20 protein-coding genes and 2 tRNA genes are annotated in these 26,252 nt (G+C 59.6%); 10 read left to right on the top strand and 12 right to left on the bottom strand.

What is annotated here, in order from left to right; translation table 11 throughout:
* The first annotated feature begins 10 nt into the window (after nucleotides 1-10).
* From ACIDOCELLA78_RS000000105020 to ACIDOCELLA78_RS000000105005, 4 genes are all read left to right on the top strand, one after another.
* Complete coding sequence (locus tag ACIDOCELLA78_RS000000105020) at nucleotides 11-1,522, top strand: malonyl-CoA decarboxylase (RefSeq protein ID WP_201728654.1); 1,512 nt, start codon at nucleotides 11-13, stop codon at nucleotides 1,520-1,522.
* A 69-nt stretch (nucleotides 1,523-1,591) separates the two neighbouring features.
* On the top strand, nucleotides 1,592-3,541 hold the full coding sequence (gene shc, locus ACIDOCELLA78_RS000000105015; RefSeq protein WP_201728653.1) for a squalene--hopene cyclase: 1,950 nt from the start codon (nucleotides 1,592-1,594) through the stop codon (nucleotides 3,539-3,541).
* Nucleotides 3,542-3,645: 104 nt separating this feature from the next.
* A tRNA-Leu gene (locus ACIDOCELLA78_RS000000105010) sits at nucleotides 3,646-3,731 on the top strand.
* A 111-nt stretch (nucleotides 3,732-3,842) separates the two neighbouring features.
* Nucleotides 3,843-4,829, top strand: a complete 987-nt coding sequence (locus ACIDOCELLA78_RS000000105005) for a site-specific integrase (RefSeq protein ID WP_214006282.1) — start codon at nucleotides 3,843-3,845, stop codon at nucleotides 4,827-4,829.
* A gap of 42 nt (nucleotides 4,830-4,871) precedes the next feature.
* On the opposite strand, the gene ACIDOCELLA78_RS000000105000 is transcribed toward ACIDOCELLA78_RS000000105005, so the two are convergent.
* From ACIDOCELLA78_RS000000105000 to ACIDOCELLA78_RS000000104975, 6 genes are all read right to left on the bottom strand, one after another.
* Complete coding sequence (locus ACIDOCELLA78_RS000000105000; RefSeq protein ID WP_374223253.1) at nucleotides 4,872-5,141, bottom strand: DUF7014 domain-containing protein; 270 nt, start codon at nucleotides 5,139-5,141, stop codon at nucleotides 4,872-4,874.
* Between the two features lie 58 nt (nucleotides 5,142-5,199).
* Nucleotides 5,200-6,879 (bottom strand): IS1634 family transposase, encoded by a 1,680-nt coding sequence (locus tag ACIDOCELLA78_RS000000104995; protein WP_201728633.1) that lies wholly within the window; start codon nucleotides 6,877-6,879, stop codon nucleotides 5,200-5,202.
* A gap of 130 nt (nucleotides 6,880-7,009) precedes the next feature.
* The gene (locus ACIDOCELLA78_RS000000104990; protein WP_201728651.1) at nucleotides 7,010-7,771 is read right to left on the bottom strand and encodes an STM4504/CBY_0614 family protein; all 762 of its coding nucleotides are present in this window, start codon (nucleotides 7,769-7,771) and stop codon (nucleotides 7,010-7,012) included.
* A 205-nt stretch (nucleotides 7,772-7,976) separates the two neighbouring features.
* The gene (locus ACIDOCELLA78_RS000000104985; RefSeq protein WP_201728650.1) at nucleotides 7,977-8,666 is read right to left on the bottom strand and encodes a hypothetical protein; all 690 of its coding nucleotides are present in this window, start codon (nucleotides 8,664-8,666) and stop codon (nucleotides 7,977-7,979) included.
* Nucleotides 8,667-8,688: 22 nt separating this feature from the next.
* Nucleotides 8,689-9,603 (bottom strand): restriction endonuclease, encoded by a 915-nt coding sequence (locus ACIDOCELLA78_RS000000104980; protein WP_201728649.1) that lies wholly within the window; start codon nucleotides 9,601-9,603, stop codon nucleotides 8,689-8,691.
* A gap of 67 nt (nucleotides 9,604-9,670) precedes the next feature.
* Entirely contained in the window at nucleotides 9,671-9,931 is a 261-nt protein-coding gene (locus tag ACIDOCELLA78_RS000000104975) for a hypothetical protein (protein WP_201728648.1), read from the bottom strand.
* Nucleotides 9,932-10,184: 253 nt separating this feature from the next.
* Here ACIDOCELLA78_RS000000104975 and mobF point away from each other — a divergent pair, with 253 nt between their 5' ends.
* On the top strand, nucleotides 10,185-13,076 hold the full coding sequence (mobF, locus tag ACIDOCELLA78_RS000000104970; protein WP_201728647.1) for a MobF family relaxase: 2,892 nt from the start codon (nucleotides 10,185-10,187) through the stop codon (nucleotides 13,074-13,076).
* A gap of 156 nt (nucleotides 13,077-13,232) precedes the next feature.
* Here mobF and ACIDOCELLA78_RS000000104965 read toward each other — a convergent pair whose 3' ends face one another.
* Nucleotides 13,233-15,518: a hypothetical protein gene (locus ACIDOCELLA78_RS000000104965; RefSeq protein WP_201728646.1), complete on the bottom strand. Its 2,286-nt coding sequence runs from the start codon at nucleotides 15,516-15,518 to the stop codon at nucleotides 13,233-13,235.
* A gap of 147 nt (nucleotides 15,519-15,665) precedes the next feature.
* On the opposite strand from ACIDOCELLA78_RS000000104965, the gene tnpA reads away from it, so the two are divergent.
* From tnpA to ACIDOCELLA78_RS000000104945, 4 genes are all read left to right on the top strand, one after another.
* Entirely contained in the window at nucleotides 15,666-16,091 is a 426-nt protein-coding gene (tnpA, locus tag ACIDOCELLA78_RS000000104960; protein WP_201727520.1) for an IS66-like element accessory protein TnpA, read from the top strand.
* Nucleotides 16,088-16,435, top strand: coding sequence for an IS66 family insertion sequence element accessory protein TnpB (gene tnpB / locus ACIDOCELLA78_RS000000104955; protein ID WP_201727519.1), 348 nt, complete (start codon nucleotides 16,088-16,090; stop codon nucleotides 16,433-16,435). The genes tnpA and tnpB overlap by 4 nt, the downstream gene beginning before the upstream one ends.
* Nucleotides 16,436-16,516: 81 nt before the next feature.
* Nucleotides 16,517-18,124: an IS66 family transposase gene (tnpC, locus tag ACIDOCELLA78_RS000000104950; RefSeq protein ID WP_201727518.1), complete on the top strand. Its 1,608-nt coding sequence runs from the start codon at nucleotides 16,517-16,519 to the stop codon at nucleotides 18,122-18,124.
* Nucleotides 18,085-18,348, top strand: coding sequence for a hypothetical protein (locus ACIDOCELLA78_RS000000104945; protein ID WP_249674923.1), 264 nt, complete (start codon nucleotides 18,085-18,087; stop codon nucleotides 18,346-18,348). The genes tnpC and ACIDOCELLA78_RS000000104945 overlap by 40 nt, the downstream gene beginning before the upstream one ends.
* A gap of 221 nt (nucleotides 18,349-18,569) precedes the next feature.
* On the opposite strand, the gene ACIDOCELLA78_RS000000104940 is transcribed toward ACIDOCELLA78_RS000000104945, so the two are convergent.
* The 4 genes from ACIDOCELLA78_RS000000104940 to ACIDOCELLA78_RS000000104925 form a co-directional block, all read right to left on the bottom strand.
* A complete protein-coding gene (locus tag ACIDOCELLA78_RS000000104940; RefSeq protein WP_201728645.1) occupies nucleotides 18,570-19,538 on the bottom strand; it encodes a DNA-primase RepB domain-containing protein in 969 nt (322 codons plus the stop codon).
* 1,093 nt (nucleotides 19,539-20,631) lie between these two features.
* A protein-coding gene (gene prfB / locus ACIDOCELLA78_RS000000104935) for a peptide chain release factor 2 (RefSeq protein WP_201728644.1) occupies nucleotides 20,632-21,763 on the bottom strand; the annotation gives its coding sequence in 2 pieces (ribosomal slippage) (nucleotides 20,632-21,693 and nucleotides 21,695-21,763; 1,131 coding nt in all).
* Between the two features lie 44 nt (nucleotides 21,764-21,807).
* Nucleotides 21,808-24,042 (bottom strand): penicillin-binding protein 1A, encoded by a 2,235-nt coding sequence (locus ACIDOCELLA78_RS000000104930; protein ID WP_249675793.1) that lies wholly within the window; start codon nucleotides 24,040-24,042, stop codon nucleotides 21,808-21,810.
* Complete coding sequence (locus ACIDOCELLA78_RS000000104925) at nucleotides 23,961-24,422, bottom strand: hypothetical protein (RefSeq protein WP_249675759.1); 462 nt, start codon at nucleotides 24,420-24,422, stop codon at nucleotides 23,961-23,963. Before ACIDOCELLA78_RS000000104925 ends, ACIDOCELLA78_RS000000104930 begins: the two co-directional genes overlap by 82 nt.
* Nucleotides 24,423-24,592: 170 nt before the next feature.
* Here ACIDOCELLA78_RS000000104925 and ACIDOCELLA78_RS000000104920 point away from each other — a divergent pair.
* Nucleotides 24,593-24,669: transfer RNA gene (locus ACIDOCELLA78_RS000000104920), tRNA-Pro, on the top strand.
* Between the two features lie 391 nt (nucleotides 24,670-25,060).
* Here ACIDOCELLA78_RS000000104920 and ACIDOCELLA78_RS000000104915 read toward each other — a convergent pair.
* Nucleotides 25,061-26,224 carry a glycoside hydrolase family 68 protein gene (locus tag ACIDOCELLA78_RS000000104915; RefSeq protein ID WP_201728643.1) on the bottom strand — a complete coding sequence of 388 codons (1,164 nt, stop codon included), beginning with the start codon at nucleotides 26,222-26,224 and terminating at the stop codon, nucleotides 25,061-25,063.
* Nucleotides 26,225-26,252 lie beyond the last annotated feature (28 nt).

Raw genomic sequence — 26,252 nt, 5'->3', positions numbered from 1 at the left:
GAGTGCCGCGATGCCCGCCACCGCCCCGGTTCCGCACGACCGCCCCAACCGCTCCTGGCTCGAACGGCTCTGGTCGTCGATCGCCGAACACGGGCGGGTGTTCGTCAATCTTCCCAACGACGATCTTCCCTCGCGCGAGCGCGCCGAATTGCTGGCGGATGCGCTGCTCGGCGGCCGGGGCGAGGCCTCGGGCGCGGCACTCGCCGCAGCACTGCTCGGCGCGCTGCGCCGGCTCGCCCCGCATGACCGGCTGGTCTTCTGCGATTTTCTCGCCACCGGCTTCGAGCCCGATCCCGAACGCCTGCACCGCGCCGCCCGCGCCTATCTCGACACGCCGGACGCCGCCACCGCCGCCGCGCTGGCCACCGCCGCCGAGCCGCCGCGGCAGGAATTGCTGCGGCGGATGAACATGGCGCCCGGCGGCACCGGCGCGCTGGTGGACATGCGGCGGGAAGTGCTGGCCGCGCTGCCGAAGCAGCCGAGCCTCGCGCCGCTCGATTCGGATTTGCGGCATCTGTTCGCCTCGTGGTTCAACCGCGGCTTCCTCGAACTCCGCCGGATCGACTGGCGCACGCCGGCCTTCGTGCTGGAAAAGCTCATCGCCTATGAGGCGGTGCATGAGATCCAGGGCTGGGACGATCTGCGCCGCCGCCTCGCGCCGGATCGGCGCTGCTTCGCCTTCTTCCACCCGGCTTTGCCCGACGAGCCGCTGATCTTCGTCGAGGTCGCGCTGGTCAAGGGGCTGGCGGAAGCGATCGGGCCGCTGCTCGCCCCCGCAGCCGACGACGATGCGGCCGAGCACGCCCAGCAGGACGCCGCATCGCGGGCGAATACCGCGATCTTCTATTCGATCTCGAATTGCCAGGAAGGGTTGCGCGGCATTTCATTCGGCAATTTCCTGATCAAGCAGGTCGTCGCCGAGTTGCAGGCGGAACTGCCCAACCTGCGGAAATTCTCCACCCTGTCGCCGGTTCCGGGCCTGCGCCGGGCGATTCGCGCCGTGCTGGATTCGCCCCCTGCCCCGCTGCTCGCCAGCGAGGAACGCGAGGCGATCGGCCGCGCGATCGGCGCCGCTCCGATCGGCGATGCCACCGGCGAGGGCGACGCCAATCTGCTGAAATCGGTGCTGGAGGATCGGCCCTGGTGGACCGATTCCGGCCTTGCGGCGGCGCTGCGCGGACCGCTGCTGCGGCTCGCGGCGCTCTATCTCACTGGCGCCTGGCGCGAAAGCGGCATTCCGGCCGCCGGCCGCGCCGATCCGGTGGCGCGGTTCCATCTCGGCAACGGCGCGCGGCTCGAACGGATCAACTGGCTCGGCAACACCAGCAGCCGCGGCATTTCGGAATCCTTCGGCGTGATGGTGAATTACCTCTACGACCCGGATGCGATCGAGGCGCGCCACGAAGCCTATCTGCGTGACGGCACGGTGGCCCGGGCCACGGCGGTCGACCAGTTGCTGGCGCCGCCGAGCCAGTCCTGGCTCGCCCGCCGCACCCGCGGCCTGATCGCCGCCGAGGGGTAGGGGCGCATCCGGCCGGCCAACCGGATGGTGCTCTAGGCGTGGAGCGGCGAAATCGCCTATAGGGAGGCGATGTTCGATACGATGTCCATCGATTTCGCCGCCCTCGATCAGGCCATCGGCCGCGCGCATGCGCGGCTGTCGGCCGAGCAGCGGGCTGACGGCCACTATGTCTATGAGCTTGAGGCGGACGCGACGATCCCCGCGGAATATGTCCTGCTCGAACATTTCCTCGACCGGATCGACCCCGCGCTTGAGGCGCGGATCGGTGTGTTCCTGCGCGGCATCCAGGGAGATTCGCCGCAGAACCCCGGCGGCTGGCCGCTGTTTCATGACGGGGCGATGGATCTCTCGGCCAGCGTGAAGGCCTATTTCGCGCTGAAGGCGATCGGCGACGACCCCGAGGCGCCGCATATGCGCCGCGCCCGCGAGGCGATCCTCGCCCGTGGCGGGGCGGCGCGCACCAATGTCTTCACCCGCATCCAGCTCGCTTTGTTCGGCGCCGTGCCCTGGCGGGCCTGCCCGGTCATGCCGGTCGAGATCATGCTGCTGCCGGACTGGTTTCCGATCACGATCTGGAAGATCAGCTACTGGTCGCGCACCGTCATCGCACCGCTGCTGGTGCTGCTCACCGAGCGCCCGGTCGCCCGCAACCCGCGCAATGTGCGGATCGACGAGCTGTTCGTCACCCCGCCGGACGAGGTGACCGACTATATTCGCGGCCCCTATCGCTCGAACTGGGGCTATCTGTTCAAGGCGATCGATTCGGCGCTGCGCCCGCTGGAGCGGCATTTCCCCGCCCGCTCCCGCAAACGCGCGATCCAGGCGGCGATCGACTTCATCACCCCGCGCCTGAACGGCGAGGACGGGCTCGGCGCCATCTACCCGGCCATGGCCAACACGGTGATGATGTATCACACGCTCGGCTACAGCCCCGAGCATCCGGATTACGCGACGGCCTGGGCCTCGGTCCGCAAGCTGGTCACCGACGCGTCCTATCGATTCGAGGGGGCAAGCTACGTGCAGCCTTGCCTGTCGCCGGTCTGGGACACATCGCTCGCCGCCCACGCGCTGGCCGAGGCCGGCAGCGCCGGCGATGCGGACCTCGCCGCCGCCTGCGACTGGCTGATCCCCCGCCAGGTTCTCGACGTGAAGGGGGACTGGGCCTATCGCAAGCCGGACGCCCCGCCCGGCGGCTGGGCCTTCCAGTACAACAATGCCCATTACCCCGACGTGGACGACACCGCCGTGGTCGGCATGATCCTCGACCGCAACGGCGATCCCGCCCATCGCGAGGCGGTGGAACGCGCCCGGCAGTGGATTCTCGGCATGCAGAGCCGCTCCGGCGGCTGGGGCGCCTTCGATTCGGACAACGAGTTCCACTACCTGAACCACATTCCCTTCGCCGATCATGGCGCCCTGCTCGACCCGCCGACGGCGGATGTCACCGCGCGGTGCGTCTCCTTCCTCGCCCAGCTCGGCCATGAAGAGGACCGCCCGGCGATCGATCGCGGCGTCGGCTATCTGCGCCGCGAGCAGGAGAAGGACGGTTCCTGGTTCGGCCGCTGGGGCACCAATTACATCTATGGCACGTGGTCATCGCTCTGCGCGCTGAACGCCGCCGGCGTGCCGAGGGACGACCCGATGATGGTTCGCGCCGTCGAATGGCTGCTCGCCCGCCAGCGCGCCGATGGCGGCTGGGGCGAGGATTGCGAGTCCTATGCCCACGCGAAGCCTGGCGAATATCACGAGAGCCTGCCCTCGCAGACCGCCTGGGCGCTGCTCGGCCTGATGGCCGCCGGCTACGCGACGCACGAGGCCGTGGCCCGCGGCATCGCCTGGCTGCAATCGGTGCAGGAGGAGGACGGCTCCTGGACCGAACAGCCTTATAACGCGGTCGGGTTTCCGCGCGTGTTCTACCTGCGCTATCATGGCTATCCGCGGTTCTTTCCGCTGATGGCGATGGCGCGGTATCGCAACCTCGCCCGCGGCAACAGCCGGCAGGTGCAGTTCGGATTCTGAGCTGCCCGCCCGGCGCTTGCCCGCACTGCGCTTGCGCAACCTGCACTTGCCCATCCGGCGCTTGCCCGACTCAGCGCGGCCGTGGCAGGAGAAGAATCCACCGTGCGGATGTGGCGGAACGGTAGACGTAGCAGACTTAAAATCTGTTGTCCGACAGGACGTGGGGGTTCAAGTCCCCCCATCCGCACCAAAATAAGATAATAAAAACAATGCTTTATGCCGTTGTCCCAAAATCTTTTGACTTTGGGACTTATTTTATGGGACAATCTCGGGACACTGAGCGATTTCCGGGACACTGATAATGGCGACGATCACAAATCGGGACGGCAGATGGCAGGCTAAGATCAGGCGACAGGGCTACCCGCCACAGAGCCGTACTTTCATGCGCCAGGCAGACGCCGAGGCATGGGCGCGTAAGGTGGAGCGCGAAATGGACACCGGCGCTTGGCGGGACACCAGCGAAGCCGAGAGGGTAACACTCGGGGAAGGTCTATCACGCTGGCGTGATGAGGTGCTGCCTGATCTGGCTCCGAGCAGCCAGATCGCTGACGGCAATCGAATCTCGCTGCTCCTGCGGTATCCTATCGCCAAGATATCGCTGGCGCGGCTCAGGTCGGCTGACCTCGCGGATTTCATTCGGGAAAGGCGGGCCGAAGGCGTATCAGCAAATACCGTCCGGCTTGATCTTGCTCAGATAAGCCGAGTTTTTCGCACGGCCCAGGAATCCTGGGCAATGGAAGGCTTACCAAATCCTGTAAGAGCACTCGGACGGAGCAAGCCCCGCGTTTCAGGCGGACGAGAAAGGCGGCTGGGGCCTGGCGAAGAAGAACGGCTGCTGGAAGCGGCAGGCCCGGCGTTCAGTCAGGTCATCCGGTTCGCTTTGGCTACATGTGCCAGGCGCGGGGAGATCGCGGGACTGACATGGAAACATGTAAACATGTCAAATCGGACGATGCGGCTGGTCGATACAAAAAATGGAACGGACAGATCGGTGCCACTTTCAACAGCGGCGATGGCTGTCTTAGAAAATCTTCCACGGCACATCGACGGCTCTGTCTTTGGGATGACAGAGATGCAGATCACGAAGATCATGAGGCGTGTGACAAAAAATGCGGGCATCGACGGCCTGACTTTTCATGACCTCCGCCATGAGGCCATCTCACGTCTATTTGAGCGGACTAGGCTGACTGAGCGCCAAATCGCTCAAATCAGCGGTCATAAAACTGCGCAGATGCTGTGGCGTTATGCACATCTTCGGGTTGATGATCTGGTCGAGGCGATCGGGTAGAAGGCCGACACCGACGGCAAAACGTAATACTAATAATAAGCATTACTTGTTCTTGGCGGCCTCAGTGATAAACACGATTTTGCAGGCTGCTAGATGAAGGGCGTAGGCTGCGATGTAATCTGGTACGGCTTTTGGCTTTGCACCCTGACCATGAGAAGCGTCATTATCCCTGATCTTCGGCAAGCCACTTTGTAATGTCGCAACTAGCTGGTCGAAGCTATTGTCAAGATAATCAGGCCAAAGCCTATTTCCCTTGGCTACCTTGACCCGACTTGAACAGCGACCTGAAAATAGTCCAATGAAAACAGCCATGTATTGTGGGCGCGTGGTTTCTTAGCACCACACCCTGCGGCTTTCGGGAGGATTTGGATCAGGAAGCGGATGCGTCTCGCACGTTGGCTGGCAGGGCGACGCCGGCGGCCTTGAAGATCGGCCCGATCGAGTTGGTTGCTGGGGTGCGCAGGACGATCTGCTGCCCGCGCTTGCTGATGGTGACCTCCTGGAGGCGGTCGAGATCACGCAGGAGATCGGCCCATTCGACGCGCTTGCCGGCCCGGCGGAGTTTTTCGTCGAGCGCCTGGTGCAGGATCAGCGCGAGGAACGAGCAGAAGACGTGGCCGCGGATGGCGGCGTCGGAGGAATGGTAGATTGGCCGGGTGCGCATTGTCGCCTTCGCGACACGGAACAGCCGTTCGACATTCTGCAGGTCCCGGTAGCGGATCACCGCCTGCAGCGGTGAAATCCGGGCGTTGGAGCGCAGCACGAAGACGCCGTCGAAGCGGGCTTCCTCGGCGAGCTTGCCGGCGTCGATCTCGAACAGCTTGTGCTTGCGGCCGGGCTTTGCGTCACTGACCGGGCGCAGGAAGCGGCGATAGGCGGAGTTGCCGATCAGCGCCTTATCGCCGCGCGTCAGCTGACGATCGAGGGCGGCGACCACCTTGCGCCTGGTCTCGGCCTCTTCGATGGCCACCGCCTCGTTGCGGCAGACGATATAGCGCTTGCCCGCGACCTTGACCTCCTTGATGAAGAGCTGGGTCTCGTCGCCACCGGCGCGCTCGAGGCAGAGCGGGGTGTAGGGGCGCTCATCGGCCAGCACCACCTCGCCGCGGACGATGCGGTCGGTGCGTTCCCTTGCGCCGAGCACGTATTCCAGCCCGCGCTCCTCCAGCGCGGCGATCGTCGCGGCACTGATCATGCCGCGATCGGCGACGACGCAGACCCGGCCGATGCCGAAGCGCGACCGCAGGCGGTCGATCACCGGCACCAGCACCGAGACATCGGCGGTGTTTCCTGGCCACATCTCGGTGCAGATTGGCCTTCCGTCCTGATCGATCACCACGCCGAGGATCATCTGCGCGAGCTGTGGGCGGTAATCCTTGGAGTGGCCCCGCGCGCCCAGCGTCTCGCCGCCGGCACCTTCGAAATACAGCGAGGTGGTGTCCATGAACACGACCGAGAGGTCGGTGAACAGATCATGCCGTCGGGCGAAGAGACGCTCTTCCACCAGATCCTTCACCGTCCGTGGCGCAAAGGGCGTGGCATCCCCCTGTTCCTCGTCCGGCAGCTCTTCGCCGAGCCAGGCCATGGCGCGGTAGAGGTGATGCAGGCCGAGCTCCTCGGTGCCGGGAATGTCGTAATCCTCGAGCCATTTGTCGCAGGCGCGATCCGAGCCCGAGACCATGATCCGGTGGAGCACGGTGGCGAACACCGCGCGCTCGACCGGGAACTCGAACTGCCGCCCGGCCAGCAGCTCCTCGAACACAGCAGCGATCCCGCTCTCCTGCCACAGTCGGCCGAACAACAGCGGCGCGCCGATCCGCTTGCAGCTCAGCCCGTCCGGATTGCCTGCCGCCAGCTGGGCCAGGACCGAGGCACGGTCGGCATAGCGCGCGATCGAGGCGGCGAGGCGGTCGAGACCTCCATCGGCCAGGACGACTTCCTTCCGGCCCAGGTTCTTGATGATGCGCTGCTTGCTGCGCCCGTCCTCACGGACGCTCTCGACCAGATAAAGGTAGCTGTAGCCGTTGATTCGCTTCTCGCGCACGAACATGCCGAATTGGCAGCCGAAAACCAATCATAAATCAAGTTAAAAGAAGCAATTTACGCAATTATTTAGCACCACGTTTTTGCAAAATCCCGACGTGCCTACGAAAATCTCGAGTGAAATCAAAGATCTCAACTTACGATACCGTATCGTTCCGGGTTTGACTGTTTAAGTCGGGCTTGACAAGATCAGAGATTCGAGCCCCCTTGCTGTAATCCCATCCTTTTTGATCAAAAATAGCTTTAAACGTGCTTTCCAAAGCATTGGCGGCCATAGAAACAGCTTGGCGGTATTCTCCCGCCCGATAATATTGGTGGGCAGATAAGAACTCCTGCATCGGCCCATCAAAACCTCTGCTAGAAAGCAAAGCCAGGGCAGGTTTAACCACCTCGGCATGGACGAACTGGCTATCCACGCGAATAAGATTACCACCTTCGACCTGATATCCTACCCCAGCCTGTCGAAGCCGGTAGTTTATCTCGTTGATGGCATCTTCAGCGGAAACTGAAACACTCCATAGTTGTCGAAAAGACCTAAATTCGCCGCCTCCAGCAATCCGGATAGATTTGGCGATCAATTCAAGAAGGTCGAGCCATTCTTCAGTGGTGCAATTTCGCATAAAAAGCAAAATACGCTCGCCTGCGAAGCGTTCGTGGGCGAGGCGGTCCACACCCATCTCACGCCGGTATATGGTTTCGATTTGCAACCAAAATTCGTTGTCTTTGTCAAAATTTATCAGGTTGTCGCCGGACTTACCAACAAAGCCTATGGCTTGAAGTGCGATCTGCTCAGTTTGAACCCGGAGCTTTGGGGGGATGATGGTGTACTGATACACATCAGCCTGGCCCGACCTAGCCGCGTCGGCTTGACGCTTGGAGAACAAATCAACGATTAGCATGAACCGCCTCTGTTTCTGGTCTGATTATTTGGGTTTTCGAAAATTCAAAATCCAAATTAGATATAAAAAATTTACCAGTATTCCAACCCATGACAAGAACAGACTTTCATATTTGCAAACTGCGGCTCACGAAATACGGTCCCACCAAAAGCGACTGGCGGCCATTCACTCTCCCTATCTGTGAACCGCCGCGCCACCCGCATAATTAAAATCGAATGGAAATGTAGTGTCCCGCCAATTCGACAGAAAAAGTGGACATGACAAGCCCGACCATAATCCAAACTGTGGCAGCCACAGTCAGACTAAGGCCACCCGTAGAAACTCCTTCCATGGTTTTCAAAAGATTATGGTCGGCTTTGTCCCGTTCCGATTTTTCATTTTCTATCTTCTTTTTAAGGCCATCTTTTGCAATCTCAATTTCGCTTCTGACCTTATCGACATCTATGATCGACTGGTTGATCCAGTCCAGAAGTAGGTCTAGTCGATGATCGACAGACGCACCTACTGGGAAGCCTTTCCCCAGCACAGCTCGACCAGACGCCGTCGCACCTCCGAATGCTGCGCCCCCAGCCATAACGATAATGTCTCGGCGCCATCTCGGGTAATTTTTGACTCTACTGAGAAACGACCGCCACCCGCCAATTTGACCGAAACTGCTGCGGGTCTGGCGGACACCCCAAAATACAGATGCCACACCGATTATCTGCAAAACTCCACCACCAATTCGATATGCTGGCTCCATACCGTTAAGCCGGAAAATTACGCCCAATGTAATGGCCGGAGGAATGATAGTCGTCCATTCCCACTTAAAATTCGGGCCGAGAAAACGGAGCCAATCGATCACATAGCGGCGCAGGCACCTTAAAAATGATCGGAAGCTTAAATCTGAAGCCACTGTAGTCTCCGATATGGCCGTCTCACTCGAAGAAATCCTCGTCAATACGCTTGATGTGCAAAGTATCCTCGATCCGGCATCCGACATTATGTCTGATCATCAACATCGCTAGTTGATCGCCGTCGATCAGAACGATGCGCTTGCTCAAAAATTCGACTGTTTCACGAGCGGATGATGAGAAGCCTGATGTCGTGACAAAAATACCCTTAGTGGCGCGATGTCTGTCGAGACTGCCGAAAAAATCCCTGATCGAACCTGAGCCGACGTTATTTCCCGCCGCGTACCGCTTTGCCTGTATATAAACGCGGTCAAGCCCAAGAGCATCCTGGTCGATCACGCCGTCAATACCGTCATCGCCGCTTCGGCCTATGGCGCGTCCAGCATCCTCAACCGAACCACCGAAGCCCATGGCAAGTAACAGATCAACTATAACCCGCTCGAAAAATTCGGGATGGGATTTGCGTATCCGGTCAAGTAGGTCTTGTGCCAAAGCGGCATCGATTTGTTTATGTGCGGCCCGCATGATGTCGTCGGGAGTGCCTACTACTTCCGGCGCGGACATTGCGACTGGGATCGACTCAACCAATCCCATTGTTGGCCGCTCACGAAACTGGCGGAATTCGTCGAATTGATCGAGGAAAGTGTTGTCGATCGTCGCCGGATGGGCATCAAGTGCCTCTCGACCGCGTGCGGTGATACGAAAGTGCCCTCGCCGGGTTGCCTCCACGAGGCCAGCCTTTGCTAGATATGTCTTGGCCCAATGAACGCGATTTGCAAACAAAGTCTGCCGGCCTGATGGGAGGAGTTCGGTTCGCTCTGCCTCCGTCAAACCCAGATGGTCCGCAAGTTGATCTATGACGCCACGAATGGCGACCTCACCCCCATTTGAGATAGTCAAAACGGGCAGCATCAGCGATTGATAATCCGGTATCGGCATGCAACGAACATGCCGGAGGTATACCGGTTCGGCAAGGTCCAGATAACGTCGATAGTTAGATGATTATTTAGGCTGCCTTACTCGCCCTATGTGACGGCTTACTGCCCAGCACCTGCCTGAGCGTCCCCGCGCTGATCGAGATACCCAGCGCTTTCATCTCAGCGACGATTTCCTTGCGCGACCAGCCGGCAGCGACATACCGCCGAAGCTGATCAGCGTATGGCGCGAGAAGTTGTTTGCGCCCCCGGCGTTTTGGCTGCGCTGCTTTCAGCTTTTCATCAAGCAGAGCCATCGCAGCTTTGATATCATAATCCAGCATCTCACTCATGACAAAAGACTCCTTTTAAGGTCTTTATATTATATAGTGAGCGCTCAGCCATACGATCAAGATAATCATCAAATGCGGAAAACCCCATTTTCTCTGATAGCCCTCTGTGGCGGTCGGCTATCTATCCTGTTGTGCTACCTATAACTTTATATTTTTTTCTCACGCATGACGCACCTGTGGTGATTTTGGCTGACCTACATGCGCGGGATGACTATATAATGACTGGTGCCACCCCAAAGAATGTCATCCCGCTATGATTAGCTATTCACACATCTCTAGCGTCACCTACTATCTGGATTCGTCACGCCAGCCAGATCGCCAGATGGGCTATTATGCCGACGCTGCCAGCGAGCCACCTGGTAAATGGTGGTCGCCCGGAAATTGGCAGGCTGCCGATGGAGCCATTGTCGATCCCCTCGCGTTGGAAAGGCTGGCTGGATATCGCGATACCGAAACCGGGCGGACTCTACCAGGTCAGCGCGCTAGCGATGCTAGGGTGGCGACAGATTACAGCTTCAGCACGCCGAAAGCTTTATCCGCCCTATGGGCTGTGTCTGACGATGCCGGCAGAGCGAAGCTTGAAGCGCTGGTCGAGGACAGTGTGCGGAGCGCTTTGGAGATCATCCATGACAAAGGGATGATCGAAGCGCGCAGGGGAAAAGCGGGCAAAAAGCGCGAGGCAGTTGCAGCCCCCGTCGCAGCTATTTTTATGCACCATACCACGAGAGAGGGCGACCCCCAGCTACACGCCCATGTCGTCATGATGAACGTGGCGATGCGCGCTGATGGCACGGTCGGAGCGGTAAATAATGAACGGTTTTTGGACGTTCGAAAGTTGATGGATGCGGTGTATACGCGCGACCTCGCGCACAGCCTTGAACGCCTTGGAGTGCGGGTTGAGCCGTCACCAGAGCATGGTTTTAAGATCGTCGGACAGCCAGATGATTTGATTGACCTATGGAGCAAGCGCCGTCAGCAAATCGTCGCAGCGGCAGCAGACCGGGGAATCCAGACCAAAGATGACGCCAGACAGGCTCAGGCGATAGCTTTGCAGACACGCCAAAAGAAGTCTGACGTGCAGACACTTGATCAGCTTGAAGAGCGCTGGCTGAGCGAAAAGTGGGGTGCCGACAGGGCCTTGATGATCGCAATGACGGAAGGCTCGATGCCTGACAAAAAATACGATCCGTCATGGGCTGATCTCGATAAACCTGCCGTCAAAAGGACGGCGGATGAGGAAATCGCCGGTCAGGTGAAAGCCATGACGGCGGCATTAAAAGAACTGTCGGAGAGCCGGTCATGGTGGAGGCGCGACCAGCTAGGGGAGATGGTCATCCGGCACGGCACTGGTATCACATGCAGCGGGAATGAAGGCCGCATGATCAACATGCTGATCGAGAGGGGCGATCTCATTCAAGTAGAGCGCGATGGCAAGCGTTTGATGACCAGCAAGGCGATCTTGGAAGCCGAAAAGGCCATCGTCGGAATCACCAAAGAACGCGGGGTCGAGAAAGATTTCTTTAGTGCCAGAGCCATTGCGGCGGCTATGGCTGATGACCGGCTTTCTGATGAACAGCGCGGCGCGCTGGCTGATATGATCAGCGGTGGTGGTATCGTCGCTACTCAAGGCGGCGCGGGGGTAGGGAAAACTACCGCCAGTGCTGGTATAAAAAGAGCATGTGAAGCTGATAATAAACGCCTAATTCTTGCGTCGCCCGAGTGGCGAGCGGCAGGCGTTTTATCAAAAGAACTTGAGAGCCAAGAAAAATATAGCGTTGATAAAATAATATCTGGATTAAAATCAGGTAAAATATCAGTCGATAAAAATACAGTTATACTTATCGACGAAGCTGGGAAAATGCATCGCGATCAAGCCGCCGAACTTTTTAATTTAACCCGTGATAGCGGGGCCAAAATTATATTGGTAGGCGACACCCGCCAAATGTCAGCCGTGCGCGCTGGTGATCCGCTCGATCTGGTGGCGAAAGCGAATCCGGCATCGGAGATTCGCACGATCAGACGGCAGAGAGTTGACTGGATGAGGCAAGCTTCCATGGACGCTCAGAACGGCGACATGGATAAAATGCTTACAGCATATAAAACTCATGGCAAAATAAAAATTGACGATACAAAAATAAACGCCGTTGCCGAATTGACGATGGCATATAAAGACTGTGGTGGTGATGCAGTAGCGCTGGCAGCGACAAATTTTGACGTCTCTTGGATCAACGAAATGCTTCGAGAAACAGCGAGAGATATTGGAATTGTGACAGGACCGGATGTTTTTATTACTGCTATACCAAGGGGCAAAGGGGCAAAACCCGTGAAACTGGCTCTTGCTACTGGTGACAGGCTGATTTGTGGTTCAGCTTTGGAAATCGGCGGCAACCGGGTCGAGAATGGCACGATTTTCGAAAAAGTGTCGGTAAATGGTAAAAATATCAGCCTGACCACGGATGAGGGCAAGGTCTACCGGACATCGCTGGCTGATCTCGCAAAAGCTGGGCCGAAAAATACACCTCCGGCTATCCAGCATGCTTTTTGTTTGACCGATATGTCATCGCAAGGTTCGACCTGGAGCAGGACATTGTGGATGCCAACAGCAGAAACAGCGCGAGCAGCATACGTCGCCGCCACACGTCATAGAGATGATCTACAGATTTTTGTGGCGAAAGAGGCGATTAAAGATTTCGCTGATGACGAATTGAGCGTCGGACGTCGTGATGGGCTGATCGAACATGAAAGAGAAGATAAACGCAGCGACGATCAGATTCTAGAACAGCTAGGCCGAAGCCTTGCTCGCCAGGACGAACCGAGGAACGCGCTGGACGTCATAGGCATCAAACCGACAGAGATTCAGCCGCCTGTGAAAGAGGCTACCATCTCAAAGCAACAGGCGGGGGGGCAGCACACGAAAGATATGGGTCGGCCAAGTCCCATGGCGGCACAGTTTATCGATCATGCACGCCAGCCAGCGCCGGCGACAAGTCAGCAAAAAGAGGCTCTTGGGGCGGATGCTCATGGGCTTCCCGTGCAGACACAGGAGCCGGTGCAGGCGTCGAAGCCGGTAATAGCTCGACCAAAAATAAAGGTGAAAAAATCGCGGGGAGTCGGTCGAGAAATTGACTTCGGACCATCCCTATAATAATCGAAAAAAATATAACATCGCTATAATAAGATAAAATAAAAAATATAAGATAAAATTTAACTCTTAATTTTTATCTAATTTTTATTCGAGATATTTTTTATATTTTTATAATCCTTTTATATTTTCACGATTTTTATTTTTCAGCGGATATTTTTAATGGTCTTGGGCAAATAGCGCGTTTATATCCTCATCTTTTATCTCATCGCCCCGCGCCGGCTTATCATCCCCCGCCGTCTGATCTGGCTGATCACAGGAGGTGTCCCCCCCCGCCTGTTGCTTTGTCTGATCAGACTCAGATGAGATTGGTTCCCCCTCCCTATAGGAATCTATATAGCCTGGGGGAACCACTTCCGGTTCGGGGTCGGGCTGTGGCTCCGGGGCCGCAGGCCGATGATCATCGAGGTCGGCCACGCCATGGATATCTTCCCAATATACGCGCAGCCGTTCGATAATAGCCCGGTCTGTCATCACCGGCATATTTAGCCGGCGCATTTCCGATTGAATCAACCGTTTTGTTGGCTTCCTGCCGCTGTGCAGAATGATATCGAGCACCCTTTTGAATCTCTTATCAGCGGCTTCCTTCGCTTTTTCATTATGACCGTCGACTGTCCACGACCTGGGATTATCGCAATAGGTAACATCATCGATCCCATAATCGGTCAGATCGACCGGCAAACCTCCCCAGATTTCGACATTAAGCGGTTCGCCGTCATGCCGGACGGCTCTTGTGCGGCCTATCGCCTGGACGACTGTCTCACGATAGCGAGCAAGCACCCAGGCACGGATATTCTGATCTGCTGGCAGAGGCGCACGGCATAGAACATCAAAACCAGCGCCCTCATCGATCCAGACATTTTTTTCGCTTGCGTCATCCCCGGTCGGCCAGTGCGGCCATTTTTCAGGATCAGCGCCGGCACGGATCGCCGTCAGCCGAGCGGTCGAATATTCGGTGCGCCAGCCAGACGGCGACAGAATCGGCCCGCCCACAATCGCTAAATGCCGTCCGGACCATTCATCATGCGCTCGATCATCCAGTCCAAAATGTCCGATCTCTGCATGACATTCCGTCAGTTTATCAGACAATTTTTGATTTTGCTCAATATCCTCACGCCATGGCTTGTGCGTTATGATCGCCCGAGGTGCACGATTTTCTTTTAGAAAATCTGGAACGATATTACTTGCTATTTCTGTAATACGACTTTTCGACCTGTTTTCGTGGTCTTGCTGTTTACTGCTTTTGGCCTCGGAGCGGCCACGCCCAAAAAGAGTATTAGGATATCTTTTTACGGTTATCCTTTGTTTGACGTGTATCTCCTCGATATGTCCGCCGACAGCCTCGATGATCGACCGGGTTTCCAGCGGCAACGTCGCATCAAGGATAATCGCGGGATTCCCGTCAGCGATCCATTCACCGACTTGCGTCAGTGCGACGACATGCAACTCGCCCTCGGCGACATAACCGCCGCCATTCGATAGAGTATGCAAAATGGCACTGGCAGCGCGGTATGGGACAGCTTTCGGCGTCAGACCGTCCCATAACGGCTTTTCCCATGGCGCGGTCCCGCCCTGCCATGATCCCGCCGTCTTGTTTCTTATCTCTTTCATCTGGTCGCGCAGCCAGTCTGGCACAGGCCGTGTGCCCCCCTGTCCGGCAGCCCCGCCAAGATATTCCGCAAGGGCTTGGCACATCTCGACCGCGATCGTCATGCCGGCAATTTCGGTGGCGATCCTGTCAGCTTCCTTGTCCGTCAAATCCGGCGATTGGATTGCATGAAGCTGTAGCACTCTTTCAGCGGAAGCATCGCGCCATGCAGCAATGTTTTTCAGTGATACCGATATCTGTTCACCAAGCGGCACAGATTCGTCGATAATGACGAGCCTTTCGACATTATCAAAACCGCGATTCCACATCGCCATCGTCTCACTGAAACTCTGGGATGGTAGACCAATGACTTGCGCATGTAATGCCGTTTCTTGGTGATCAAGCCATAGACATGGTTTGACGTCTTTTATCTCATGCTCAGCAATTTTATGAGACCTGAACCAGCCTTTGATTTTTTCCCGCTTTTCATTTTTTTCATGATCAAAAATGCCTCGGCCTAGCCGATCCAGCGCCCTTTTCATGCCATGCTCGCAATGCGACCGGCACACCGTAGGCTGCGGCAGGTGGTGCATCTCAGAAATGCCGGCGACCAGCCCGTGCTTCCAACAGGTCCAAGGCTGTTGATCGCGCTGGCCTTTTTCTGGATTTTCTGGCGACCTACCATGGTAGTGCAGCAAGCCCGGCACAGCCTCGGCATACGCCGAGATTTGCTCATGATCGCGACATACGACAGCGACACCTAAGCCAGATTCGACCGCCATCGGGATCATCCTGCGGATGGCTGCGGTTTTCCCGGTTCCGGTGGTGATCTGTGCTGCCATCGGCGGCAGGTCCATCCTGACAATGCGGCGACCCTGACGATTTTCGTCAGACCGTTGTGCGAGGATTTGTATCCATCCGGTGTGAACCGCCTGCCGGTACGGCAAGGAGGCGTGCATAAGAGCGCTGCTACGAGCTGATTCATGGTAAGGGGCGGCGGGCGGATGGAGATTATCACGGGGGTAGAGCGCCGGCGCCGCTGGCGGGATGAGGACAAGCTTCGGATTGTGGCGGAGGCTGAGGCGCCGGGTGCGGTGTTTGCGCTGGTTGCGCGGCGGCACGCGATTTCGAGAGGGCAATTGTGGAAGTGGCGCGGTCAGGTTCGGCGTGGTGAGTTGGTGCCGGTGCCGATGGTACCGGAATTCATTCCGGTGCGGGTAATGGCGAGTGCGGCACTGTCGATGCCGCGGGCGGCAGGCAAGTCAGCTTCGGTGAACGACGCGAGCGTTGATCCGATGTCGCAGAGGCGAGCCACGCGATGCGATGCGAGCCGGATCGAGATCGTGCTGCCGGACGGGACGTGTGTTCGGGTTGATGATGGAGTTGGGGTTGCCGCCTTGCGTCGGGTGCTGACGGCGGTGCGGCGGTGATCCCGGTCTCGGCCGGTGTGCGGGTCTGGCTGGCGTCGGGGCATACGGATATGCGCCGCGGGATGAAGGGGCTCGCGTTGCAAGTGCAAGAAGGTCTGGGACGGGAGCCGTTCTGCGGGGATGTTTTTTTCTTTCGCGGACGCGGCGGGTCGCTGGTCAAGGCGATCTGGCACGACGGCGTGGGGATGTCGCTGTATTCGAAACGCCTTGATCGAGGGCGGTTTATCTGGCCGCAGACTGCGGACGGCGTTGTGTCCCTCACCGCTGGTCAGATCGGTTATCTTCTGGAGGGGATCGACTGGCGAAATCCACAACAAACCTGGCGGCCGCAAGCGGCCGGGTAGGCGCGAAGATTCTGGGGAAAATCCTGGTCCAGAGCGGATTTCTGTAGCGAAACCCTGGAAATTCGTGATTCTATACGGGGCATGGATCTCGATCCTTCGACCCTGCCGAATGATATCGCTGCGCTGAAGGCGATCATTCTGGGCGACCGTGCTCGGCGGTCCGATACCGCAGCGTATATCGCGCATCTGAAGCTGCAGATCGAGAAGCTCAAGCGTGCGCTCTACGGCCCCAAGGCGGAACGCACGGCGCGGCTGCTTGATCAGATGGAACTGGAACTCGAAGATCTCGAGACCACCGCGACCGAGGACGAACTCCGCGCCGAGCAGGTGGCCGCGAAGGCCAAAACCACGACTGTCGCCGGCTTCACTCGCAACCGCCCATCACGCCAACCCTTCCCCGAACACCTGCCACGCGAGCGGGTTGTGCTGCCAGGTCCGACCCAGTGCGCCTGCTGCGGTGGATCGCGGCTCGCCAAGCTCGGGGAGACGGTGACCGAGACACTGGAATCCATCCCCCGCCAATACAAGGTGATCCAGCATGTGCGGGAGAAATTCACCTGCCGCGATTGTGAGAAGATCAGCCAGGAACCAGCACCCTTCCACACCATTCCACGCGCTTTTGCCGGTCCCGGCCTGCTCGCGATGATCGCCTACGATAAATTCGGCCAGCATCAGCCGCTGAACCGTCAATCTGAACGGTTCGCACTGGAAGGCATCCACCTCAGCGTCTCGACCCTGGCCGATCTGATTGGTGCTACCTGCGTGGCGCTGGAGCCGGTGTTCAAGCACATCGAGACGATGGTGTTCGCGGGTGCGCGCCTGCATGGCGACGACACCACCGTGCCGGTGATGGCACGAGGGCAGACCGATACGGCGCGCGTGTGGGTTTATGTGCGTGATGATCGGCCGTTCGGCGGATCGGGTTCCCCCAGCGCGGTGTTCTACTATTCACGTGACCGCGCCGGCGTTCATCCGCAAACCCATCTCGCCGGATACCGCGGCATATTCCAGGCCGATGCCTATGGCGGCTACAACAAGCTCTACGAGTTGAACCGATCTCCTGGACCGATCATCGAGGCGGCGTGCTGGTCGCACGCCCGACGAAAATTCTTCGAGCTGGCCGATATCGCGCGGAACGCGAAGCGCAAGGCCCAGGGTAAGACCCCCGCCTTCGTGGCGCCGATGGCCTTGGCCGCGGTGCAGCGCATCGACGCGCTGTTCGAGATCGAGCGGGAGATCAACGGTCAGTCACCCGCTGAACGCCTGGCGGTGCGCCAGCAACTCGGCGCCCCGCTCGTCGCTGAACTCGAGATCTGGATGCGCGCCGAGCGCGCCAAACTCTCACGCCACAACGATGTGGCGAAGGCGATCGACTATATGCTGAACCGTTGGTCATCATTTACCCGGTTCCTGACCGACGGGCGGATTTGTCTCAGCAATAACGCGGCCGAACGTGCCCTACGCACCCTTGCTCTGGGCAGAAAATCCTGGCTATTCGCCGGCTCCGATCGCGGTGGTCAAAGGGCCGCCATGTTGTACAGCCTGATCACGACGGCAAAGATGAACAACGTCGACCCACAGGCATGGCTCGCCGACATCCTCGCGCGCATCGCCAGTCATCCAGTCGCCAGCATCGAGAAATTGATGCCATGGAACTGGACACCGCAATCCTGGGCCCTGGCCGCCTGATCGTGCAGACCAATAAAATCCACCACGTCTTCACGATTGACCGTGTCGCCAGGGACCTCGGCGAGGATGAGGAGTGGCTCGCGGACATCGCCAATGAGATGGAACCCGAAGACGGCCTGATCTGGGTTTACAACCTCAGCGACGGCGGCGTCATAGCCTTCACCGACTTTGGTATCGAAAATCTGCGCGAGCTCATCCTGATCCACCGAGATAGAGCCAAATAGACTCGTCCGCGGCTCTGACCGGATGGGTACGAGGATTTCAGCCTGTCTTTCAGAAAATAAAGACACATACTCTCGCAGAAGCCAGCCGATTCTTGATGAAGCTTTATCGACCGGCATGGTCTCGATTGGTAAACGACGAAGCCTGCCAGTGGATCGAAAGGCCCTATTTTTTGGTGGTGGCAGGGGCCTGGTGCCAAACCGCGACATGATGACCGGCGCGCTCATGCTGCACCTTTTTCATCATGAAAGTCGCGCTCCCACAGCCACCGGAAATTCACCAGCGATTCTAGGGCTTCATCGCCGGCATCACCGAAAGCCCGGTCAGCCGTAATCGCGGCGGCCCGCTCAAAGCCGCCCTCATTTTTTGATCTGAAAGAATGGCGGGGCGAAAGATATGTGAGTGCTTCGCGCACTTCATCTTCGACCGCACCGAAATACCTGAGCATGACGGCCATGAGCCAGTCGTGCTCTGATTTCCACAAAGGACCATAAGCACGGTAAGCGTGATGTTCTAGGCGCTGCCATGCCGCCGCAAGGTCATCCAGCGTGGCGATGTCGTCTGGATCGAGATCGACATGTCTGACCGATACAGCAGCCTTTTCGGCTATTTCAGCCATGACCTGCTCAACCAGTAAGGCGGTTTTTAGGCATGTCTCCCCGCTCCAAGAAAGGGGGGTCACACGAGGATATGACCCGTCATCAGCCCGATATTTTGGCTTGGCGTTCTGGAAACCTGGCAGACGGTAAGCGCCGGTAGCGCCCGGATCAGCCCGGAATATCGCGATTAGACGACGACGAACTTCGAGCCTGATCACATCATCGACATGATCGACGGCCAGCGCCGCCTGGCATTTTCCAGGGCTTGTCTGCTGCGTGTAGCAAGGCCGCCAGCCATGCTCGATCATGGACTCGATCGCACCTGGCTGTAGGTCATCTAGCTGGAAGATCGTCCTGCTAGCCGATCTCGGCCTTGCGATAGGCGACCAGCCCTGCGCCAAAGCTGAGAAACCGAAGCGGAGAAGGATATCTATGACATCGCCCGGTGTGATCACGTCAGGCAGACCGGCACGTTTGCTGATATTAAAGCCGCTGGCGCTTGTCGGGTCACGCAGCGTGACGGAATAGCCGTCAGCTTGCATACCGGCGTGGAAATGGCTGAAAGCGGCTTTGAGATCGTATATTTTTGTCATTTGGAGCCTCGTTTTTCTGAGGCCCGGCACGATGGAAAAACTTGAAACGGGTGGGGAAAATCGCTAAATATAAAGAAGAAGTTCTGCCAAGGGCTTTTCCGTATTTAGCGATTTTCCCGTCCCGGTGCTGCTTTTCGTAGCGCCGGGACTTTCTTTATGCAGCAGCCTGACGATTTTCGCGTGGCAGTCTAGGACGACCACGACCACGGCTTTGATATATCGGCCTCGCCTTTACTCCTTCAGCTTTGGCTGTGAGATATTCGCGAACGGTGATCATCGACCAAAAGTATTTGGTGCCATCCATATTAAGCGGCGGAGGCACAGACCCAGTCTCGATCCCGCCCCTATGTATGCGAATACGCAGTGCGGCAGGCGTGACACCGAGAATCGGCGCTAAATCAGTCAGTGATAGCAGTCTGAGGTCTGATAATTCAGAAGGAATAGCTTTCGACATTTTGGTGCTCATTGGCATGCGTCGGCCTGCGTCAGCCGTAGTCTCCATGCCTGTCCCGGCGCGCATCTCGCCGGTTAGATCAGGGTAGCGGTGGGATTCTGCCGCGCATGCCTGATCAAAACGTTTGCACCGACCCGTTCACCGGGACTTCTTCATTATGCCCACATCCTAGGTAGGGACATGAAATTGCACGATCAAGTTTTTTATGTCAGCGCGCGGCAACAAATTGTTTGGGACAAATCCGGGACAATGGGACGTTATATTCTGAAATAGGAAGACGAAGTATTATCGTTTAATCGTCTGTTTTATATGTGTTTTTTTGAAAAAGTTTTTATCAAAAAAGGCTAAAATTCAGACTTAAAATCTGTTGTCCGACAGGACGTGCGGGTTCAAGTCCCGCCATCCGCATTTGATAAACAGAGCATCATCCGATCAGATGACTCCATCTGATCGGATGATGCTCTATGATGTTGATATTCAGAGCATCTTTATCCGATCAGATGAGTCCATCTGATCGGATGATGCTCTATGATGTTGATATTCAGAGCATCTTTATCCGATCAGATGAGTCCATCTGATCGGATGATGCTCTGAGGCCGTCTCCCGAGGCGGCGGCGGCACCCGCCGCTTCGGGCTGGCTTACTCGGCCTGGGCCGAAGCCTCGCTGCGGGTGGCGCCCACGCGGGAGGCGAGCGATGCGGCCATGAACGCGTCGAGATCGCCGTTCAGCACCGCGTCCGGATTTCCGCTTTCCACATTGGTCCGCAGATCCTTGACGAGCTGGTAGGGGGCGAGAACGTAGGAGCGGATCTGGTGCCCCCAGCCGATATCGCGCTTCGCACTTTCCGACGCCGCGGCGACCTCCTCACGCTTTTGCAGTTCCATCTCGTAGAGGCGGGATTTCAGCATCTCCATCGCGGTGGCGCGGTTGCGATGCTGGCTGCGGTCGTTCTGGCAGGCGACGACGATGCCGGAGGGCACGTGGGTGATGCGGATCGCGCTCTCGGTCTTGTTGACGTGCTGGCCGCCGGCGCCGGAGGCGCGGAACGTGTCCACCCTCAGGTCGGCCGGGTTGATCTCGACCTCGATCGACTCATCGACGACCGGATAGACCCAGACGCTGGCGAAGCTGGTCTGCCGCCGCGCATTGGCATCGAAGGGCGAGATCCGCACCAGGCGATGCACACCGGCCTCGGTTTTCAGCCAGCCATAGGCGTTCATGCCCGAGACCTGGATGGTGGCGGACTTGATGCCCGCCTGCTCGCCCTCGGATTCCTCGAGCATCGTGACCTTGTAGCCGTGCTGCTCGGCCCAGCGCGTGTACATGCGCAGCAGCATCTCGGCCCAGTCCTGCGCCTCGGTGCCGCCGGCGCCGGCATTCACCTCGATATAGCAGTCATTGCCGTCGGCCTCGCCGGCGAGCAGGCTCTCGATCTCGCGGCGCTTGGCCTCTTCGGAGATGCGGCGCAGCGCCGCCTCGGCCTCGGCCAGCACCGATTGATCGCCTTCCGCCTCGGCCAGTTCGGCGAGGGTGAGCGCATCCTCGGTGTCGCGCTCGATCGTGTATACCGCCTCGGTCTGGGTCGCGAGGCGGTTGCGCTCGCGCAGCATCGCCTGGGCGGCGTCGGCCTTGTCCCACAGCGTCGGGTCTTCGGCGCGGGCGTTCAGTTCCTCGAGTTTGCGAAGGGCTGCATCCCAGTCAAAGATGCCTCCTCAGCAGGGCCACGCTTTGCGTGATCTGCTCGGCGAGCGATTGGGTTTCGGCAGACATGGTCTCTTCTCTTCCGGTTCTGTCGGGATGATTTCAGGCCTCGGTCAATACAGCGCGCCCAGCGATTTGTCGACGTTTCCCGGCGCCGCCGGGGTGGCGCCGCCCGGCGTCGGGCTGAAATCGCGCGCGCCGGACGCTGAGGACGCCGGCGTGATGGCGCCGCCGAGATCCAGCGGATCGTCGGCGACGAGCCCGGGATTGGACTGCGCGCCCGGCACCTGGCCCTGCTTGAAGGCCTCGCTCACGGTCTCGTTGCGGAAGGTCACATTCTGCAGCGACACGCCCTGCGGCGGGGTGAACGGGATGACCGGCTGGCCCTTGAGCGCGACCTTCATGTACTGGTTCCAGGCCGGGCCGCAGACATTGCCGCCGGTCTGGTTGTGACCGAGATCCTGCGGCTTGTCGAAGCCGATCCAGCAGCCCGTCACCATTTGCGGCACGAAGCCGATGAACCAGGCGTCGTTGAAATTGTTGGTCGTGCCGGTCTTGCCGGCGATCGGCCGGTTCAGCCCCTTCACCGCGGGCACGCCGGTGCCGTGCTCGGTCACGTTCCGCATCATCATGATGACCTGGTAGACGCTGTCCGGATCGGCGAGGCGGAGGCCGGGGCGGTTGAGGACGGGCGGCTGGCCGGCCGAGCCGTCCATGCAGTTCGCACAGGACTGGTCCGGCGCCTGATAGAGGATGTGCCCGTCCGGCGCGGTCACGCTGTCGATCAGCGAGGGCTGTACCTGGCGGCCGTATTCGTCGAGCGCGGCATAGCCGCGGACCATGCGCCAGAGCGTGGTGTCGAGCGCGCCGATCGCCGCCGGATAGATCAGCGGTGCGTGCTTGACCACGCGGAATTTCTCGAAATTGGCGATGACATTGGCGAGCCCGACCCGGCGCACCAGATGCAGCGTCGCGAGGTTGAGCGATTCCTGGAGTGCGTAGAAGACCGGCACGGGGCCCAGGAAATCGTTCTCGTAATTGCCCGGCCGGTAGACCTGCCCATCGGCGAGGCGCTGGACGAAGGGGGCGTCGAGAATGGTCGAATCGGGCTGCACGCCCGCCTGCATCGCGGTCAGGTAATCGAACGGCTTGACGCTGGAGCCGGGCTGGCGGTGCGCCTGGATCGCCCGGTTATAGGGGCTGAGGCGGTTGCTCCAGCCGCCGACCATGGCGAGCACGCGGCCGGTCTGCGGATCGAGGCTGAGCATCGCCCCTTCGACCTTGGGGATCTGTTCGAGCGAGACGGTGCCGCCCTTGTCGGGTTTCGGCGCGATCATGATCACATCGCCGGGCCGGAGCATCTGCGCCATGTCGCGCAGCAGCGGCCCGGGATGGCCGTGGATCATCGGCCGGCCCCACTGGATCGCGGCGAGGCTGAGCGTGCCGGTATGCGGGGTTTCCACCCCACCGCTGCCGAGCCAGCTGATCTTCGCGCGCAGGCGGGTTTCGCTGATGACGACGCCGAGCCGCCAGCGGCCGATCAGCCCCTTCGGCGTCGGCTGCCGCGACAGGGCCTGCGCCCAGTCGGATGCGACCGCATCGGGGTCGATCTGCGCGACGGGGCCGCGATAGACGCCGAACTGGTGATCGTAGGAGACCAGCCGGTCGCGCATCGCGCGGGTCGCCGCCGCCTGCAATGCGGGGTTGAGGCTGGTGCGGACGATCAGCCCGCCTTCCATCGCCATCTTGCGGCCGAACATGCGGACGAGCTGGGCATCGACCGCATCGACGAAATATCCCGCGCCCGGAATCGCCGCCGGGCCTGACGCGGCTTTCGGGATCAGGGGCGCGGCCAGCGCCTCGCGCGCCTGGGACGCGGTGATGAAACCGTCCGCCCGCATCTGCCCGATCACCCAGTTCCGCCGGTCGCGGGCACGCTGCGGATGCAGGAAGGGGTTGTAGTTGGTCGGCGCCTTCGGCAGGCCACCGAGCATCGCCGCTTCCGCGACGCTGAGCTGCGACACCGGCTTGTCGAAATAGGCCTGCGCGGCGGCGGCGACGCCCCAGCTATCCTGGCCGAGGAAGATCTCGTTCAAATAGAGCGTGAGGATCTGCTTCTTGCTCATCGCCCGGTTGACGCGGACGGCGAGGATCGCCTCCTTGATCTTGCGGGTGAAGTCGATCCGGTTGTCAAGCAGCATGTTCTTGACCACCTGCATGGTGATGGTCGAGGCGCCGAGCGGGCGCTCATGGCTGCCGAGGCGCGTCACGTCGACCACGCCGGCGCGGACGATGGCGAGCGGGTCGATTCCCGGCTCGGTCCAGAAATTCTTGTCCTCCGCGGCGATGAACGCATCCGCGACCAGCGGGGGATGCGGTCATACGGCACATAAATCCGGTGCTGGGTGCCGAGCGCGCCGATCAGGCGGAAATTGCCGGCATAGATCCGGGTTTCGAGCGGCGGCTCGTAGTGGCGCAGCCGGTCGACGCCGGGCAGGCCATTGCTGAAATACAGGAACAATCCGCCGCCGACGACCGCGCCGCCGACCACGCCGAGCAGCGCCAGCCGGTAGAGCCAGCGGACGATCAGCCCACCGGCAAATCCGGCCAGCCCGGGACGCTGCTTCTTCGGCGCGCCGCGCGCGGCCGCTTTCGGGGGCGCCTGGCGGCCACGGCGCCGGGATTCGGATTTCGATAGCCGCTCACCGGCTTTCAGAGGTCGGGACATGGCGGCTCCATAGCACCCAATCGGCCAGATCGCGAATAATCAGGACGCCACACCACCGTTAAATCTCGTCAACGCGGCGTTCGTGTTTCGGCGGTGCGGCGAGATGCGCGGCAGAAACACGCCAGCCTCGCCTTGCCTATCCCCTCACCCTTGGCTATACGGCGCGTGAGCGGAGTGTAGCTCAGCCTGGTAGAGCACTGTGTTCGGGACGCAGGGGCCGGAGGTTCGAATCCTCTCACTCCGACCATCAATCTGAAGGTTTGGCCGAAATTGCTACGGTGATTTTGTGACAAGTGGCCTTTGGCATTGACGTCATCTGTCACGGGTGGTCGCCAGGCGGGCATCGGGCATATTGATCCGATCAAATGACGTTCCAGCGCGCCGAAGGCGCCGTTTCGGCGCCTCTACACATCGCGCCGATCTTGTATTCCTCATCCCCCCCCTCCCCCGAGGCGATCGCGGTTCGCACTGAGGGCGGGGCAGACACCGCCGATTCGCGGCAGGCGAGGACCCGCCACCGGAGCGGGCGGACAGACCGGGCGTCGTCGCGGCGAGACGCAGGGGGACGAGACGCAGGACGCGGCGGAAAGCGGGCATGCGCACGTTCAACGCCGCCAGGCGAACCGCCGGATCGCGGCTTACGTCGCCAGCCATGCCCGATCATCGTTCAGGCACAGTTGCAGAAACGGCGCAGGCGCGCCGCCGAACTGCGATCTGATCAATTCCGGGTGATCCGCCAGCAGCCGACCGCGAAGCCCCCAATAGTCGATGAAGCTTGTCACGGAGAGATCACCCATGACCCACCAGCTATAGGCCTGGCTCGGCTCGGATGGCGGGTTGGCAAGGACCAGGCCGGAGCCGTTGATCGGCCGGTAGGGGCCGAACAGGGATGGCGCGACCATGCCATACAATCCGGTTGGCCCCACCGGCCCGCCCTGCTCGAACACGCTCGCCTGCGTCGACCAGAAGACATAGTATCGCCCGCCATATGCGACGGCATGAGGACGCTCGAGCTCGTTGCACACCCCATCCGCCGTGATCAATGGATTCAGCAGGGTCCAGCGTTTCATCGAGCGATCTTCCGATCGGGCGATGCCGATCATGCCATTGTTCTTGTGCGATGACGGCTTGTACGATGCGGCGAACAGCACGTATTCGCCGCCATCCGCCGGGTCGCGGAAATATCCCGGGTCGCGAAACGCCTTCAGCTCGCCGGGCGCGCCCTCCGCCTGATCGACAAGGGTGTAAATCCTGTCATCGCTGACGACGAATTCACGGGGCGCCGACCATTGGCGGATGCGAGGATACGCGCCCGACAAGTCGAGCGTTCCGCTGGTGCAGAAGAGCCTCTGCTCGACAGTCAGGCGCGCCTCGCCAGATCGGCCGGCGGCGGTGAAGAACAAGGTGACACAGCCGCTCTCCTCATCGAGGATTGCCGATCCGGACCAGTCGCGGCTGCCCGGCGCGAAGCCGTCCTCGAATACCGGGCCGCCATCGTGCCATGTTCCGTCACGCAGGATCAGCAGACGTATTCGGGCATGACCATGGCGCTCGATGGGATCGGGAAAGCGGGGGGCGGCCAACGCGAACCATAACGTCGCTCCCTCAAGCTTGACCGCCACACCATCGCGCCGGGCCAGCGGCCACATGTCCCACACATCCAGGCCGGGCAAAACCGGCACAACATCCTGCGCCCCGATGCAGGGCGGCACCATGTCCTCCCGCAGGGCGACGGCCGCGACATGCTCAGGACGCCATAGGCTCGGCCCGCGCGCCGTTTCGACTATTTCAGTAAAAGACATGTTGTCTCCATTCCAACGGCTCAGGGCA

It is taken from the genome of Acidocella sp. C78, assembly GCF_907164655.1.
The sequence above is the reverse complement of the archived record's forward strand: the minus strand, read 5'-3'. Positions and strand labels throughout refer to the sequence as shown.

Bases quoted from the DNA above. Each gene is read 5' to 3' on its own strand.
- ACIDOCELLA78_RS000000105020 (WP_201728654.1), top strand. From the start codon at position 11: ATGCCCGCCACCGCCCCGGTTCCGCACGACCGCCCCAACCGCTCCTGG.
- shc (WP_201728653.1), top strand. From the start codon at position 1,592: ATGTTCGATACGATGTCCATCGATTTCGCCGCCCTCGATCAGGCCATC.
- ACIDOCELLA78_RS000000105005 (WP_214006282.1), top strand. From the start codon at position 3,843: ATGGCGACGATCACAAATCGGGACGGCAGATGGCAGGCTAAGATCAGG.
- ACIDOCELLA78_RS000000105000 (WP_374223253.1), bottom strand. From the start codon at position 5,141: ATGGCTGTTTTCATTGGACTATTTTCAGGTCGCTGTTCAAGTCGGGTC.
- ACIDOCELLA78_RS000000104995 (WP_201728633.1), bottom strand. From the start codon at position 6,879: ATGTTCGTGCGCGAGAAGCGAATCAACGGCTACAGCTACCTTTATCTG.
- ACIDOCELLA78_RS000000104990 (WP_201728651.1), bottom strand. From the start codon at position 7,771: ATGCTAATCGTTGATTTGTTCTCCAAGCGTCAAGCCGACGCGGCTAGG.
- ACIDOCELLA78_RS000000104980 (WP_201728649.1), bottom strand. From the start codon at position 9,603: ATGCCGATACCGGATTATCAATCGCTGATGCTGCCCGTTTTGACTATC.
- ACIDOCELLA78_RS000000104975 (WP_201728648.1), bottom strand. From the start codon at position 9,931: ATGAGTGAGATGCTGGATTATGATATCAAAGCTGCGATGGCTCTGCTT.
- mobF (WP_201728647.1), top strand. From the start codon at position 10,185: ATGATTAGCTATTCACACATCTCTAGCGTCACCTACTATCTGGATTCG.
- ACIDOCELLA78_RS000000104965 (WP_201728646.1), bottom strand. From the start codon at position 15,518: ATGGACCTGCCGCCGATGGCAGCACAGATCACCACCGGAACCGGGAAA.
- tnpA (WP_201727520.1), top strand. From the start codon at position 15,666: ATGGAGATTATCACGGGGGTAGAGCGCCGGCGCCGCTGGCGGGATGAG.
- tnpC (WP_201727518.1), top strand. From the start codon at position 16,517: ATGGATCTCGATCCTTCGACCCTGCCGAATGATATCGCTGCGCTGAAG.
- ACIDOCELLA78_RS000000104945 (WP_249674923.1), top strand. From the start codon at position 18,085: ATGGAACTGGACACCGCAATCCTGGGCCCTGGCCGCCTGATCGTGCAG.
- ACIDOCELLA78_RS000000104940 (WP_201728645.1), bottom strand. From the start codon at position 19,538: ATGACAAAAATATACGATCTCAAAGCCGCTTTCAGCCATTTCCACGCC.
- ACIDOCELLA78_RS000000104925 (WP_249675759.1), bottom strand. From the start codon at position 24,422: ATGTCCCGACCTCTGAAAGCCGGTGAGCGGCTATCGAAATCCGAATCC.
- ACIDOCELLA78_RS000000104915 (WP_201728643.1), bottom strand. From the start codon at position 26,224: ATGTCTTTTACTGAAATAGTCGAAACGGCGCGCGGGCCGAGCCTATGG.